Below are 14317 nucleotides of genomic sequence, written 5' to 3' on the forward strand. Positions count from 1 at the left end.
CTAAGGCGGGTTCAAGAACGCGCGCCGATACGAGACCGGCGCGCCGGCTCGGCGGCATCGATCTGTTGCGCCAGGCCATGCGGATGACGGCGCGCGACTGGCGCGCGGGCGAACTGACGATGTTGCTGCTCGCGCTCGTGCTGGCGGTCGCGGCGTTGTCGAGCGTCGGGTTTCTGGGCGACCGGCTGCATCAGGGGCTCGAGCGCGATGCGCGGCGCATGATCGCCGCCGACTTTATCGTGCGCGCCGATCATCCTGTCGATCCGCAATTCGCGGCCGAGGCGCACGCGCTGGGCCTGCGCACCGCCACCACGGCGATCTTTCCCAGCATGATCAACTCGACCGGCGCGCAGCCGGCGTCGCGGCTCGCCGCCGTCAAGGCGGTGTCGCCGGGCTATCCGTTGCGCGGCGCGCTGCGCATCGCGGCGGCGCCGGGTGCGGCCGATCATCCGGCGACGTCGATTCCGGCGCCGGGCACCGTGTGGGTCGACCAGGAATTGCTCGACGCACTGAAGCTGAAGGTCGGCGATGCGGTGAAGGTCGGCAATCGCAACTTCACGGTCGGCGCGCTCATCACGCGCGAACTCGATCGCGGCTTCTCGTTCGTCAACTTTTCGCCGCGCCTGATGCTGCGCGCCGACGAAGTGCAATCGACCGGCCTGATCACGTACGGCAGCCGGGTCACGTACCGGTTGCTGGTCGCCGGGTCCGACGACGCGGTCGCGCGCTTCGCGCAGTTCGCGCACGAGCACGTCGATGCCGGCAAAATGCGCGGCGTCGCGCTCGAGTCGCTGCAGGACGGCCAGCCGCAGGTGCGTCAGACGCTCGATCGCGCGGGCCATTTCCTGACGCTCGTGTCGCTGTTGACCGCGCTGCTCGCGGCGGTCGCAATCGCGATGGCCGCGCACCGCTTCATGCGCCGGCATCTCGACGGCTGCGCGGCGATGCGCTGTCTGGGCGTGAGCCACTCCGCGCTACGGGCGTTGTTCACGCTCGAATTCGTCGGGCTCGGCGTGATCGGCGGGGCACTCGGCGTGGCGCTCGGTTACCTGGGGCATCTCGCGCTGCTGACGTGGCTCGGCGGCCTGATCGACGTGGTGCTGCCGCAGCCGACGCTGTGGCCCGCGCTCGAAGGCGTCGCGGCCGGCCTCGTGCTGCTGCTCGGCTTCGCGCTGCCGCCGCTGGTGCCGCTCACGGGGGTGCCGCCGGTGCGCGTGCTGCGGCGTGAATGGGGCGAGGAGGGCCGCACCGCGTGGGCCGCCTACGCGTTCGGCATCGTGCTGTTCGCGGGGCTGCTGATCCTCGCCGCCGGCGAATTGAAGCTCGGCGGCATCGTCGCGGGTGGATTCGCGGGCGGGTTGCTGGTGTTCGCCGGCATCGCACGGCTCGCGTTGTGGGGCGCGGCGCGCGTGGTGCGCAGCGAGCGCGTCAATGCGGGCATCGGCTGGCGCTATGCGCTCGCGTCGCTCGAGCGGCGCAGCAGCACGAGCGCGCTGCAGATCACCGCGCTCGGCATCGGCCTGATGTGCCTGTTGCTGATCGCGATGACGCGCAACGACCTCGTGCAGGGGTGGCGTAAATCGACGCCGCCCGATGCATCCAACGAGTTCATCATCGACATCCAGCCCGATCAGCGCGACGCGGTCACGCAGTATCTGGACGCGCACGGCATCGCTGGTGTGGACTTGTCGCCGATGGTGCGTGGGCGGCTCGTCGCGATCAACGGCAAGGCAGTCAACCCGGACTCGTTCAAGGGCGCGGACGCGCGGCGTCTGGTGGACCGCGAGTTCAACCTGTCGTACACGACGCAACTGCCCGACGACAACCGGATCGCCGCGGGCAGCTGGTTCGGCGATACGACGAAGCCGCAGATTTCGATCGAGCAGGGTCTCGCGAAGCTGATCAACGTGAAGCCCGGCGATGTGCTGCGTTTCGACGTGACGGGCCTGACTGTCGAGGCGCCGGTGACGAGCGTGCGCAAGCTCGATTGGGGGTCGTTCAAGGTCAACTTCTTCGTGCTGATGCCGCCCGTCTCGTTGCAGGACTTCCCGGCGACGTTCATCACGAGCTTCCATCTGCCCGCGGATAAGCAGTCGACGATCGACGGCCTGATCGCCGCGTATCCCAATCTGACCGCGATCGACACCGGCCCGATCCTCGCGCAGGTGCAGCGCGTGTTGCAGCAGGTGATCGGCGCGGTGCAGTTCCTGTTCGCGTTCACGCTCGCGGCCGGCGTGCTGGTGCTGTACGCGGCGCTTGCCGGCACGCGCGACGAGCGTATGCGAGAATCCGCGCTGCTGCGCGCGCTGGGCGCATCGCATCGTCAGGTGCGGGCGGTGCAGGTGGCCGAGTTCGTCGCGGTCGGTGCGCTGGCCGGCCTGATGGCGGCGGCCGTCGCGCAGATCATCGGCTCGCTGCTGGCCACGCACGTGTTCGAGTTCTATCTGGACTTCGATCCGTGGCTGCTGCCGGCGGGCATTGGCGCCGGTATCGCGTGTGCGGGCGTCGGCGGGTGGCTGAGTCTGCGGCATGTGTTGGCGCGGCCGGCGCTGCAGTCGCTGCGCGACGCGTGAGTTTTCTTGGTGATGTTTATTTGCTGTTGAGCAGGGTATGAGCGATTTGAACGACGAAGTGTCCTCGGACAAGCCGACGGCCTTCGAACTGGTGGGCGGCGAGGCGCGTGTGCGCGAACTGGTCGACCGGTTTTACGACCTGATGGATCTCGAGGCGGATTTCGCCGGGATTCGCGCGCTGCATCCGGCATCGCTCGAGGGTTCGCGCGACAAGCTGTTCTGGTTTTTGTGCGGCTGGCTCGGCGGTCCCGATCATTACATCAGCCGCTTTGGCCATCCCCGTTTGCGCGCGCGGCATCTGCCGTTTGCGATCGCGTCGAGCGAGCGCGACCAGTGGTTGAGGTGCATGGCGTGGGCGATGGAGGACATCGGCTTGCCGGAGCCGCTGCGCGAGCGCCTGCTCGGTTCGTTCTTCGAAACCGCCGACTGGATGCGCAACCGCAATGGCTGACACCCCGCCGCACGCCACCTCGGCACCGTACTCGGTCGAAGCCGACTACGCGGCGCTCGAGCCGCGCGCGCGAGAGATTCTCGACTGCTGGTTCGGCGCGCCGGGCACGCCGGAGCACGGCACGGAGCGCAAGCTCTGGTTCGAGCGCAATGACGCCGTGGATGCGATGCTGCGCGAACGTTTCGGTAACCTGATCGATGCGGCCAACGCGGGTGAGCTCGACGCATGGCAGGCCACGCCGTTGGGCGCGTTGGCGCTCGTGATCGTGCTGGACCAGTTTTCCCGCAACTGCCATCGTGGGAAGCCGCGCGCTTTCGCGACCGACAGCAAGGCGCTGCAAACCGCGCAACGAATGGTCGCGAGCGGCGCCGATCGGCTGTTGCCAGGCGTGCAGCATCGCGCGTTCGCGTATCTGCCGTTCGAGCACGATGAATCGCTCGCTAGCCAGCAGGAGTCGCTGCGGCTCTTCAAACAGCTTGCGCAGGAGCCGGGCGGTGAAGGCTACTATCAATACGCGCTGCGCCACGCGAAAGTGATCGAGCGGTTCGGCCGTTTTCCGCATCGCAACGCGTTGCTCGGACGTGAATCGAGCGACGAGGAGATCGCGTTTCTGCGCGAGCCCGGTTCGTCGTTTTGAATCAACGCGGACGCGCGCGAGGCACTCGGCCGGCGCGACGCGTTGCGCGGCTTTACTCGTCGCCGTGTATCTTGCCCGCCACCGGCGTACGCACGAACACGCGCAATAGCTCATCCGAATCACCCGGCCGCGCGCCGGACCAGAACAGCCGCCATTCGCCGGCCGGCGGCCGCGCGTTGTCGCGGCGGCTTTGCTCGATCAGCCACGTGCAGGCGGTCGTGCGCGGATCTTCGCTCGGCTGATGCACGATGCCCGTGTAGTAGAAGAGCATCGGCGCTTCGGATTCGCCGAGTCCGGAGCTCGCCATGCAGTCGCCGTCGTTCCATTCGATATCCATCTTCGCGCCGAGGTCGCGGAACACCGAGCGGTAGCTTTTCGCGTAGTCGAGCCACGGGAGCAGCAGCGTGCTGACGAGCCCCCAGACGAGCATCGCGCCCGCGCACCAGCTGAGCGCGCCGCGCCATTTGCCCGCGTACTTGAACGACGGCAGCAGCCACAGCCAGCCGATCGTCAGCACCAGCGCGCCGATGATCAGCGCGGGCGAAATCGGCAGCACCCAGTCGAGCGGTAGCCAGCGGCCGAGCAGATGCAGCGACGCATGGTTGCTCGCCGGGTTCGTCATGGTGGACCAGACCATCCACACGAGTGCGGCCGCGCTGCCGAACAGCACGCGGCTCGTCATATCCCAGCCGGTATGCAGGCGCGCCGGCAAGCGTTCGACGCCCTGCATCGCGACCAGCGCGAGCGGCGCGATGAACGGCAGGATGTAGAGCTCGCGGACCGTCGCCGAAGTTTGCAGCACCGCGAAACCGGTGCCCGCGAACAGCATCGGCAACGCCACGCGCGGATCGCGCCAGCGCCGCCATGCGCCACCGGCGAGCGCGGCCAGCGCGAGCGGCACGACCGGAAAACCGACGCTCAGCACGGTGCGCAGCACGAACAGGTGGCTCTCGTTTTCGGAGCCGAGCTCGGCGACCGAAAAACCGAAGAAGCGCCCGACGTTGTTATCCCACAGCCATACCTTGAAGAGCGCCTCGGAGCGCAGGTAGAAGCAGATTGGCCAGATCAGCGCGAATGGCGCGCAGACGAGGGCGGCGAGGCACAGCGCGCCCGCGAAGCCGCGGCTGCGGCATGCCGGATAGAGCAGCAGCGCCGCGCAGGTGGTGGCGCCGAACACGAGCGGCACGAACAGCCCCTTGGCAAGCAGCGACACGCCGACACCCGCGCCGAACATCGCCGCGCCGCTGAGGATCGCGTGACGCCGCGTGCGGGCATCGAGCGGTTTGATCTGCCGGGCGGCCTGAGCATGCATCGGGAAATACGAGGCCGCGCCCGGGTCGTCACGCAGATGCACGAGCACGAGTTCGAACAATCCGCAAAAGCCGAGCGCGGCGCCGGCCATCAGTGCGACGTCGGTCATCATGTCGTGCACGTGCTTGACGACGACGAGCGTGCCGCCGAACAGCGCGAGCGTGCCGATCACGCGCAGGTCGAACCAGCTCGCCGCAGCGACCGCGCGACGCGCGACCCGCGCGGTGTAGTACACCGTGAGGCCCGCGAACAGCGCGCTCGCGAGCCGTGCCGCATCGTGCAGCGGCAAATAGCGGCCGAAGATCCACGCGAAGCCGGTGGCGACCCAGTCGTAGATCGGCGGCTTTTCGACGAAGGGCTGGCCGGCATTAGTCGGCACGACCAAATCGCCGGTATCGAGCATGTGCTGGACGATGCCGAATGTGTAGGTTTCGTCCTGCTTCCATGGCTCGTGGCCGAGAATGCCGGGGACGAGCCACGCGCAGAGGATCGCCAGCGCGACGAACCACAGCAGCGGACGGATCGCCGCGAGCGCGCGCCAACGCTGCAGGCCGCGCCCGGCGCGGTCGGCGGAAACGGTGGAGCCCGATGCGTGCGCGGTGTCGACGCTGTGGTTCGCAAGCGCCGAAGCCGCGGCGTCTCCAATTGCGGGCTGCGCCTGTGCGCCGGCAAACGGGTGCGCGGTGCTGGCGGTAAGCGCGGCCTCTTGCGCACGGCCCGCTGGAGCGGCCGAGGTCGAGGCCGTCGCGCTGGCATTGTGCGCGCGCCAGCGCGTGGACTGCTTGTCTTGCATGGATGTCTCTGGTCAGCGTACGCGTCGGCGTTGGCCTCGTACCTATGTGTTGCTTACGTCGCCTGCAAATGCATTCGATCCGGTCGATTGTATCGCTGCATTATTACGGAAGATTACAGTCGCGGGGAGGCGCTCGCATTCGATGAGCGGCTGTGTTGGTTTCACGACATATCGACGGGGATTCGTGGAACGAGAGGAGGGGTGGAGCGCGGAACAAGGCGTGGCCGTGGCGGACCGCGCTCTGCGTTCAAGGCTTGCGTGTCCACTTGCACGCGACGTTCGCTCACCGGCCGCCGGCAACGTCGAACAACGCGCCCGTCACGTACGACGACGCATCGCTGAGCAGCCATACGATGGCCTCGGCGACTTCGTCGGCGCGGCCGGGGCGGCCGAGCGGCGTGGTCGCGCCCAGTTGTGCGGCGCGTTCCGGCTTGCCGCCGCTCGCATGGATCTCGGTGTCGATCAGACCCGGACGCACCGCGTTCACGCGCACGCCCTGCGGGCCGAGTTCTTTTGCGAGGCCGATGGTCATCGTGTCGATGGCGCCTTTCGATCCCGCGTAGTCGACGTATTCGTTCGGCGACCCCAGCCGCGCCGCCGCCGACGACACATTGACGATCGCGCCGCCTGCGCCGCCGCGCTGGGTCGACATGCGCCGCGCCGCTTCGCGTGCGCACAGATAGGCGCCGAGCACGTTGACGTCGAACACGCGTTTCAGACGCGCGAAGTCCATATCGGCGAGCTGGCTCGACGGCGCGACGATGCCGGCGTTGTTGACGAGCGCATCGATGCGGCCGAAGGTTTGCTGTAGCGTGTCGAACATGCCGGTCACGTCGGCTTCGTTCGCGACATCGCCGGCGATTGGCAGCGCGCGGCCGCCCGCATGTTCGACTTCGGCGACCGTCTGCTGCGCGGCGGCGAGGTCACGCACGTAGTTCACGCCGACACACCAGCCGCGCGCGCCGAGCAGACGCGCGGTGGCGCGGCCAATGCCGCGGCTGCCGCCGGTGATCAGAACAGCTTTCGTCATCGCAACCTCGTCGTTCGGGTGATGCGTGCGCGGCGGTCCGCCCTCGAGTTCGAGTTCGGCGGAACGGGATTCAGATCGCGTCGCTTTGCACTGCCGCCCATTTGTCGCGTGCGGGCGGCGCGTAACGTTGCAGCTTGCCAATCAACGCGAGCGGATCGGCGTCGATTTGCAGCATGTCGAGATAGGTCTTGCGCAGGAAGCCTTCGTTGACCGTGTGCTGAAGCAGGCGGATCAGCGGCTCGAAGAAGCCGCCGGTGTTCAGCAGCGCGACCGGCTTGCCGTGGTAGCCGAGCTGCGCCCACGTGAAGACCTCGAACAGCTCCTCGAGCGTGCCCGCGCCGCCCGGCATCGCGACGAACGCATCGGATAGTTCGGCCATCATCTTCTTGCGATGATGCATGTCGGGTACCACGTGCAGCTCGGTCAGGCCGTTATGACCCACTTCCTTGCTGACGAGCAGTTCGGGAATCACGCCGATCGCGCGGCCGCCTTCGGCCATCACGGTGTCGGCGATCACGCCCATCAGTCCGACCTTGCCGCCCCCAAACACGAGCGCGAGATCGGCCTCGACGAGGGCGCGGCCGAACGCGCGCGCCGCCTGCGCATACAACGGTTTGGCTCCCATCGAAGAGCCGCAATAGACACACACCGACTTCATGCTCAACTTTCCTTCGATTCGTTGCGAGGCGCGGCGCCTTCACGCGGCGGCAAGTAGTCGTAGAACTCGCGCTTGGGCAGTGTGCCGGATACGAGGTCGTCGAACAGCAGCCGCGAGCGGCCGCGCAGGTAGGGCGCCATCAGCGAGACGATCTGCACGCTGACCTGATGCAGCTCCTCGCGGATCGCTTCCTGCTCGTTGTATTTGCGCGGATTCATCACGAATTGATATGACAGCCAGTACGTGCCGATCACGCCGACGTTGGTCGCGATCACTTGCATTTCCTGCGGCGTCGCGACCATTTCGCCGTCGGCGACGAGTTGCTCGCAGAACTGGCTCGCGAAGCGCACCTTGTGGCTGATGATCTGCTTGAAATGCGTCTCGAGCGTGCGGTTGCGCGCGAGCAGGTCGTTCAGGTCGCGGTACAGGAAGCGGTAGCGCCAAGTGAAATCGACCATGTACTGCAGATACGACCACATTTCGTCGATGGTCGCACGATGGTCGTCGGGGAAACGCAGACGCTTCTCGATCTCGTGCTCGAACTGGCTGAAGATGCTGTTGATGATGTCGTCTTTGTTGCGGAAGTGGTAGTACAGGTTGCCTGGGCTGATTTCCATTTCCTCGGCGATCGTCGTCGTCGTGACGTTCGGCTCGCCGATTTCGTTGAACAGCTTCAACGACAGTTCGAGAATCCGTTCGCGCGTGCGGCGGGGAGGTTTGGCTTCCATGTCGTCCGGCCCTGGTTATGCCGGGCTGGGGCGCATGGCGGCGTGCCGCTGCTGCGTGTTCCACCCGGATGCGGTTGGTATATTGAGCTCTCCCGAACCCGCCGACACGCGGCAGGCCCCCCGAAAGGGCAGGATGAGGCGAGGCGCGGATACGTTTGCGCGAGCGCTTTCCTGTGAGACCGTTAAACGATTATAAACCGAGCGTTCTAATACCCAACCGCCTGCGCGGATATTCAACCTGTTGGACCTGGCCCAAGCGTGCGCTTCAACCCGCGTCGAGACTCAAAGCCACGCGCGAACCCAGCCGACCACCAGCGGCCCGACGATCACCCCCCACGTCATCACACACATGCCGAGCGCGACCATCACGGCCGCGCTGCCGAGATCCTTCGCGCGGCGGGAGAGCTCGTGACGTTCGAGCGAGATCCGGTCGATCGCCGCTTCGACGCTCGAATTGAGCAGCTCGACGATCAGCACGAGCAGCACCGAGCCAAGCAGCAGCACGCGCGACACGGGATCGACGGGCACCACGAGGCCGCATGGAATCAGGATCGCGGCCAGCGTGAGTTCCTGACGAAACGCGCTTTCCTCGCGAATTGCGACGCGAAAACCGGCCAGCGAGTTTTTCATCGCGTGCCATGCGCGCGTGAGGCCGCGGTTGCCTTTGTAGGGGTTGAAGGGCAGCGGGGCGAGCGGGTCGTCGGGGCTGAGCGGTTCGTTGGGGGCGTCGTGGCTCGAGTCGCGGGTCGTGTCGTGGCTGGCGTCGCGTTGCACGCCGCCCGAGACGCTGGGGCCGCCGTTCCTCGACCTCGCGCCGTTCACCCGATGCACGGTATCCGCATGCCCGCTCACACCCGGCTCGCGGACATCGTCGAACGGTTCGATGCTCGTGGTGTCGTGGCTGGACTCGACGGCGCGCAGCGCGCCGTTCGACGCGCCTTCGGCGCTGGATCGACTGCTTCGCATGGATAGCTCCGCGCGCCGCATCATGCAGCGGCGCTTTCCTCACGATACGCCGTGCCGCGCAGTGGCTTCAAATGCGCGGCGAATTGTGCGGACGCCGCTGCCCACGAAAAGCGCTCGGCCCATGCGCGCGCATGCGATCGCTCGATCTTCAGCGCCTCGAGACAGGCCTCGCGCAGATCCTCATGCATCGCACCGGCGCCGCCGTCGCCGAGCACGTCGATCGGGCCGGTGACCGGATACGCGGCCACCGGCGTGCCGCATGCGAGCGCTTCGAGCAGCACGAGCCCGAACGTGTCGGTGCGGCTCGGAAACACGAAGACGTCGGCGGCCGCGTAGACCTTCGCGAGTTCGGCCTGCGACAGCACGCCCAGATAGTTGACCTGCGGGTAGCGCGACTTCAGTTCGGCGAGCGCCGGACCTTCGCCCGCGACCCACTTCGAGCCGGGCAGATCGAGCTGCAAGAAAGCCTCGACGTTCTTCTCGACCGCCACGCGTCCCACGTACAGGAAGATCGGCCGCGCGGTGTTGAGCACCTTCGAGTCCATTGGACGGAAGATCTCGAGATCGACGCCGCGCGTCCACAGCACGACATTGGTGAAGCCGAACTTTTCGAGGTCCTGCTTGACGACGGGCGTGGGCGCCATCACCGCGAGCGATGGCTCGTGGAACCAGTGCAGAAACTTGTAGGTCGCCGCGAGCGGGATGCGAAAGCGCGCCTGCACGTACTCGGGAAAGCGCGTGTGATACGCGGTCGTAAACGGCAGCTTGTGCTCGATCGCATATGCGCGCGCGGCCATGCCGAGCGGACCTTCGGTCGCAATGTGCAACGCATCGGGCGCGAAACGGTCGATGCGCTCGCGCAGCCGGCGGCGCGGCAGCAGCGACAGGCGTATCTCCGGATAAGTCGGGCACGGGATGGTGCGGAATTCGAGCGGTGTCAGCAGATCGACCTGATGGCCGAGCGCGGTGAGTTCGCGCCGGGTGTTCTTCAGCGTGCGCACGACGCCGTTGACCTGCGGCTCCCATGCGTCGGTGACGATCATGATCTTCATCGCGTTGTTCATCGCTGCGGGCCCTGTGGAATTGGAGAGTGGAACTGCTCAGGCAGTGGCGCGGGCTTTTTGCGTGCCCTTCTGGGGCGCGCGCAGCGCGGTCCAGAAGATCACCTTGAGTTCGCCTTCATAGGTCTCGACGAGAGCCGACAGACTCTCGACCCAATCGCCATCGTTGCAATAGAGCACACCGTCGATCTCGCGCATTTCGGCCTTGTGGATGTGCCCACAGACGACGCCGTCACAGCCGCGGCGACGCGCTTCGTCGGTCATCACGGTTTCGAACGACGAGATGAAGTTGACCGCGTTCTTGACCTGATGCTTCAGGTATTGCGACAGCGACCAGTACGGGAAGCCGAGCTTGCTGCGAATGCGGTTGAACCAGCGGTTCAGCACGAGGATCATCGTGTACAGCGTGTCGCCGAGATAGGCGAGCCATTTCGCATGCTGGATCACGCCGTCGAACAAATCGCCGTGCACGATCCACAGCCGCTTGCCGGCGAGCGTCGTGTGGAACGCTTCGCCGCGCACGTGGATGTCGCCGAACGCGAGGTCGCAGAACTGGCGCGCGGCTTCGTCGTGATTGCCGGGCACGTAGATGACCTGGGTGCCTTTGCGCGCTTTGCGCAGCACTTTCTGCACGACGTCGTTGTGGGCCTGCGGCCAGTACCAGCCTTTCTTCAACTGCCAGCCGTCGATGATGTCGCCGACCAGGTACAGGTACTCCGATTCGTTGTGGCGCAGGAAGTCGAGCAGATAACCGGCCTGGCAGCCGCTCGAGCCGAGATGGATATCCGAGAGCCAGATCGTGCGATAGCGATGTGGATCGTCGTGGCCGTCATCGGGATGATCGGCGTGGGCGTCGAGTGATGGCGTCGCCGGCAGCGGCAGGCCGTGATGAGTAGAACCTGGGGCGGGCCGGAACGCGACGGGGTCGACGCTCGGACCGGTTTGACGAAACAGGGAAGTCGCGGACGTATTTGGGTCCATGGCTCACGCGTCGAGTGGCGGTGCCCGTATTGGGCCAGGCGCGAGTGACTCTGCCGTGACAGTCACGAGAAGTTCTTATTACGGAGCAGCCTTGGCGGGGCCTGTTTTTTCGTTGTTCTGGCCTTTTTGGCCTTTCCTTGTTGTCTTATCGGTCTATTAGCGTTGCCCCTGTGCGGGGCGGCACCTACTTTCTTTGCTGCTGCAAAGAAAGTAGGCAAAGAAGACAGCTCAAACCGCTAGCTCATAAGCGGGTCCCCTGGCTTGGCAGGGGTAGTGGTGCATCTGGAATCCGTGTCCCAGCACATTCCCGTTCGTGACAAAGCCATCATCCATCCCACTCCGCACTACGTGCGTCGCGGACTGGTCTGCCCGGGAAACCAGCGGGCTTGCCCGCGCAGCGGGAGCCCTCGGCTGCGCCGGGCGAGGCGCCGAAACAACCAGTGGTTTTAGAACGGGGATTCGGTGCGCGTAGCGGCGCCGGAAGAATGACTGCCTTGTCACCAAGGCGGAATGTGCGGGAGCACGGATTCCAGATGCACCACTACCTCACGCGGACCGAGGGACCCGCTTAAGAGTTAGCGGTTTTAAGCTGTCTTCTTTGCCTACTTTCTTTGCAGCAGCAAAGAAAGTAGGTGCCGCCCCGCACAGGGGCAACGCTAATAGACCGATAAGCCAGCAAGGAAAGGCCAAAGAAGCCAGAACAAAGACAAAAAAGCCTCACCCCCGCCCAACCCCGCAACGCATTCAGCAAGCGCGCTAGCGCACAACCAGGACCACCCGCGTCCCCGCGAGCCGATCATGCAAGAACTGCCGCTGCGGATCAAACCGCCCACTCGCAGCCCAGGCCACGAACCAGACGCCCGCAAAAACAAGCGTCTGCGGCACCCGCAAGCCAAGAAGCGGATGCACCGCCAACGGCGGCAAAAACCACAACCAGGCGAGCACATACCGCGCAATCGCCCGTCCAACGGAAACCGGCCCGCCATCAGCGACAACAACCCGTAACCGCCAGGTTTTCATCGGCAGCGTCTGGCCACCATGCGTCCAGAACCAGACGAAATACACGCCAACCACGAAGCCAATCCAGCCGGCGAGCAGGTTGTGATGCGCGAGCCCGTTACGCTGCTGCGTCAGCGTGCTGAACAGATAGCCGGCGAGAAACACCACGCCGAACAGAATGACCGCTTCGTAGAGCAGCGCCGCCAGCCGTCGCCGGACGGTGGGCGCCGTGCCGCCGGGCGCGGCGGCGGGCAGGCTGGGAGTGACGAGCGACTGGGACACGTAATGGGCTCGGGATCGGAATCAGGAGCCGTGGAAGATCGCCGGCGCTTCGGCCGGCGACACCGGCACGGGCGTCGCCGGCACGAAGCTGCCCGCCGCCGGAATCGCGGGGGTGGCCGGCAGCGAGGCCGCGGCCGGTGCCGAGGCGCCCGGCGCGGCGCTCGCCGCCGCGGCAGCGCTGGCGCCCGCGCCGTGCTCGCGCGCGTTCACGAACCGGTCGATGCCCTTGATCTCATTGCGAGCCGACGGCGGCGCGCTGACGACGCTGGGGCGACGCTTGCGCTCACTGGCGGCGAGCCGCTCCTTCGTCTCTTCGGGCAGTTGTTGGTACGCCTTCCACGCGTTCTGGCGCGCTTCGCGCGGCAATTCCTTCGAAACCTGGTAGTTCTCGCGCGCGACGCGGCGCTGATCGGGCGTCATGCGCACCCATTCGCTCATGCGCTCATGCAGACGCTTTTGCGCATCCGGCGACATCTTTGCGTATCGCGACGCGATCTTGATCCACTTTCGCTTGCGTTCGTCGCTGAACGAATCCCACTGCGATGCGAATGGTGCGAGCGCGACATGCTCAGCGGCGGTTAGACGCGACCACGCGAGCGGGCTGTTGCTGCCGGGCAGGCCGGGCAAGTCGACGGAAAGTGCGGGGGCGGGCGCGGGCGCGGCGACGTTGACGCCGGGCGACGGCTGGCCCGCCGGGGACGGGCTCGGATGAAAGCGCGGATAGGTCGCGACGAACGACACCAGTGCCGCGATCGTGCATCCGAAAACAACGGCCAGGCCGCGCTTGTAACTCACCCGAGGAATCTCCCGCTCAGTGGGCGCGTGAAAGATACGCGTTGAAGCCGTGGTCGAGATAGGCATTGAGCGGCAGGTCGTCGCTGAGCATGGCGGCATCGATATCGGCGAGTTCGGCGGTGCGCTGCTGGTCTTCCCAGTACGCGATGCCGATCAGGCTCACCACCAGCGCGGCGAGCGGCCACGCGAGCGCGAAACGGCGCAGCGACCAGCGGCGGCGCGGCTCGAAGCCTCTCTGCGGCAACCCGGCCGGCATGCCGGCGAACGCAGGCACGAACACCGGCGCGCTGACGGCTTCGGGCTTCTTGCGCGCCAACGCGGCGCGACGCGCGGCGGCGAGCCGGTCGACGGTGGCGGGAGGGAGGCTGGCGGTGTTTTCGTCGAGCGCGCGGCGCAGTCGACGCGCAAACTCGAGTTCTGTGTTTTCGAGGGAGCTCATAGCGTGATTCCTTTCGCCTTGAGCGCTTGCGCAAGCGTGTGGGTGGCCCGGGAGCAGTGCGTTTTCACACTGCCTTCGGAGCAGCCCATTGCGGCGGCAGTCTCGGCGACATCCATATCCTCCCAATAACGCATGAGAAACGCCTCCCGTTGACGTGCCGGTAATTTCTGGATCTCGTCGTCGATCAACTGCAGGACCTGCTCGCGCTCGAGCTTCTGCTCGTTGCTCTCGGCGCCAGCCGAACCCGCCTCGGCCTCGAAGGTTTCCAGCGGGTCGAATTCGTCGTCGTCGGCGTTGCCGAGCGACGAGAACAGACTAACCCAGGTATTGCGTACTTTGGCACGACGGAAGTAGTCGTGTGTCGCATTCTGCAGAATACGCTGAAACAGGAGGGGCAGTTCGGCCGCCGGGCGGTCGCCGTATTTCTCGGCGAGCTTGATCATCGCGTCCTGCACGATGTCGAGGGACGCATCGTCGTCCCGCACGGCGTAGACCGTCTGCTTGAACGCGCGCCTTTCGACGCCCGCCAGAAAATCGGCGAGTTCCTTGTCTGATGCCATCCGTGTGGGGTCGGCGCAGCAAGCGTGCGCGTAATCGGTCGAAAAATGTCGTA

14 protein-coding genes are annotated in these 14317 nt (G+C 66.0%); 3 read left to right on the forward strand and 11 right to left on the reverse strand.

Translation table 11 applies throughout. The features are described from left to right. Positions 1-83: 83 nt before the first annotated feature. From AB3X96_RS15235 to AB3X96_RS15245, 3 genes are read left to right on the forward strand one after another with little or no spacing between them, the layout of a single operon-like run. Positions 84-2573 carry an ABC transporter permease gene (locus AB3X96_RS15235; RefSeq protein ID WP_368590407.1) on the forward strand — a complete coding sequence of 830 codons (2490 nt, stop codon included), beginning with the start codon at positions 84-86 and terminating at the stop codon, positions 2571-2573. A 37-nt stretch (positions 2574-2610) separates the two neighbouring features. Continuing rightward, positions 2611-3024 carry a group II truncated hemoglobin gene (locus AB3X96_RS15240; RefSeq protein WP_176109145.1) on the forward strand — a complete coding sequence of 138 codons (414 nt, stop codon included), beginning with the start codon at positions 2611-2613 and terminating at the stop codon, positions 3022-3024. Continuing rightward, complete coding sequence (locus tag AB3X96_RS15245) at positions 3017-3661, forward strand: DUF924 family protein (RefSeq protein ID WP_368590357.1); 645 nt, start codon at positions 3017-3019, stop codon at positions 3659-3661. Before AB3X96_RS15240 ends, AB3X96_RS15245 begins: the two co-directional genes overlap by 8 nt. A gap of 52 nt (positions 3662-3713) precedes the next feature. Here AB3X96_RS15245 and AB3X96_RS15250 read toward each other — a convergent pair whose 3' ends face one another. The 11 genes from AB3X96_RS15250 to AB3X96_RS15300 form a co-directional block, all read right to left on the reverse strand. Continuing rightward, positions 3714-5765: an ArnT family glycosyltransferase gene (locus AB3X96_RS15250; RefSeq protein WP_368590358.1), complete on the reverse strand. Its 2052-nt coding sequence runs from the start codon at positions 5763-5765 to the stop codon at positions 3714-3716. Positions 5766-6048: 283 nt separating this feature from the next. Beyond that, positions 6049-6795 (reverse strand): SDR family oxidoreductase, encoded by a 747-nt coding sequence (locus AB3X96_RS15255; RefSeq protein WP_368590359.1) that lies wholly within the window; start codon positions 6793-6795, stop codon positions 6049-6051. Between the two features lie 70 nt (positions 6796-6865). Further along, positions 6866-7453 (reverse strand): TIGR00730 family Rossman fold protein, encoded by a 588-nt coding sequence (locus AB3X96_RS15260; RefSeq protein WP_368590360.1) that lies wholly within the window; start codon positions 7451-7453, stop codon positions 6866-6868. Between the two features lie 2 nt (positions 7454-7455). Continuing rightward, positions 7456-8181, reverse strand: a complete 726-nt coding sequence (locus AB3X96_RS15265) for a TetR/AcrR family transcriptional regulator (protein ID WP_368590361.1) — start codon at positions 8179-8181, stop codon at positions 7456-7458. Between the two features lie 282 nt (positions 8182-8463). Beyond that, on the reverse strand, positions 8464-9147 hold the full coding sequence (locus AB3X96_RS15270) for a diacylglycerol kinase (protein WP_368590362.1): 684 nt from the start codon (positions 9145-9147) through the stop codon (positions 8464-8466). A 20-nt stretch (positions 9148-9167) separates the two neighbouring features. Next, positions 9168-10199 (reverse strand): glycosyltransferase family 1 protein, encoded by a 1032-nt coding sequence (locus AB3X96_RS15275; RefSeq protein ID WP_176110622.1) that lies wholly within the window; start codon positions 10197-10199, stop codon positions 9168-9170. A 48-nt stretch (positions 10200-10247) separates the two neighbouring features. Next, positions 10248-11189 (reverse strand): UDP-2,3-diacylglucosamine diphosphatase, encoded by a 942-nt coding sequence (locus AB3X96_RS15280; RefSeq protein ID WP_176121299.1) that lies wholly within the window; start codon positions 11187-11189, stop codon positions 10248-10250. Between the two features lie 756 nt (positions 11190-11945). Further along, a complete protein-coding gene (locus AB3X96_RS15285; protein WP_368590363.1) occupies positions 11946-12470 on the reverse strand; it encodes an RDD family protein in 525 nt (174 codons plus the stop codon). Between the two features lie 21 nt (positions 12471-12491). Continuing rightward, positions 12492-13265, reverse strand: coding sequence for a DUF3106 domain-containing protein (locus AB3X96_RS15290; RefSeq protein WP_368590364.1), 774 nt, complete (start codon positions 13263-13265; stop codon positions 12492-12494). Between the two features lie 16 nt (positions 13266-13281). Next, positions 13282-13704, reverse strand: coding sequence for a DUF3619 family protein (locus AB3X96_RS15295; protein ID WP_176109136.1), 423 nt, complete (start codon positions 13702-13704; stop codon positions 13282-13284). Then, positions 13701-14264, reverse strand: a complete 564-nt coding sequence (locus tag AB3X96_RS15300; protein ID WP_008920621.1) for an RNA polymerase sigma factor — start codon at positions 14262-14264, stop codon at positions 13701-13703. The genes AB3X96_RS15295 and AB3X96_RS15300 overlap by 4 nt, the downstream gene beginning before the upstream one ends. Positions 14265-14317 lie beyond the last annotated feature (53 nt).

The organism is Paraburkholderia sp. BR13439, from assembly GCF_040948805.1.
GTDB lineage: Bacteria > Pseudomonadota > Gammaproteobacteria > Burkholderiales > Burkholderiaceae > Paraburkholderia > Paraburkholderia youngii.

Excerpts from the sequence above, each read along its gene's own strand:
- AB3X96_RS15235 (WP_368590407.1), top strand. The coding sequence starts at position 84 with ATGACGGCGCGCGACTGGCGCGCGGGCGAACTGACGATGTTGCTGCTC.
- AB3X96_RS15240 (WP_176109145.1), top strand. The coding sequence starts at position 2,611 with ATGAGCGATTTGAACGACGAAGTGTCCTCGGACAAGCCGACGGCCTTC.
- AB3X96_RS15245 (WP_368590357.1), top strand. The coding sequence starts at position 3,017 with ATGGCTGACACCCCGCCGCACGCCACCTCGGCACCGTACTCGGTCGAA.
- AB3X96_RS15250 (WP_368590358.1), bottom strand. The coding sequence starts at position 5,765 with ATGCAAGACAAGCAGTCCACGCGCTGGCGCGCGCACAATGCCAGCGCG.
- AB3X96_RS15255 (WP_368590359.1), bottom strand. The coding sequence starts at position 6,795 with ATGACGAAAGCTGTTCTGATCACCGGCGGCAGCCGCGGCATTGGCCGC.
- AB3X96_RS15260 (WP_368590360.1), bottom strand. The coding sequence starts at position 7,453 with ATGAAGTCGGTGTGTGTCTATTGCGGCTCTTCGATGGGAGCCAAACCG.
- AB3X96_RS15265 (WP_368590361.1), bottom strand. The coding sequence starts at position 8,181 with ATGGAAGCCAAACCTCCCCGCCGCACGCGCGAACGGATTCTCGAACTG.
- AB3X96_RS15270 (WP_368590362.1), bottom strand. The coding sequence starts at position 9,147 with ATGCGAAGCAGTCGATCCAGCGCCGAAGGCGCGTCGAACGGCGCGCTG.
- AB3X96_RS15275 (WP_176110622.1), bottom strand. The coding sequence starts at position 10,199 with ATGAAGATCATGATCGTCACCGACGCATGGGAGCCGCAGGTCAACGGC.
- AB3X96_RS15280 (WP_176121299.1), bottom strand. The coding sequence starts at position 11,189 with ATGGACCCAAATACGTCCGCGACTTCCCTGTTTCGTCAAACCGGTCCG.
- AB3X96_RS15295 (WP_176109136.1), bottom strand. The coding sequence starts at position 13,704 with ATGAGCTCCCTCGAAAACACAGAACTCGAGTTTGCGCGTCGACTGCGC.
- AB3X96_RS15300 (WP_008920621.1), bottom strand. The coding sequence starts at position 14,264 with ATGGCATCAGACAAGGAACTCGCCGATTTTCTGGCGGGCGTCGAAAGG.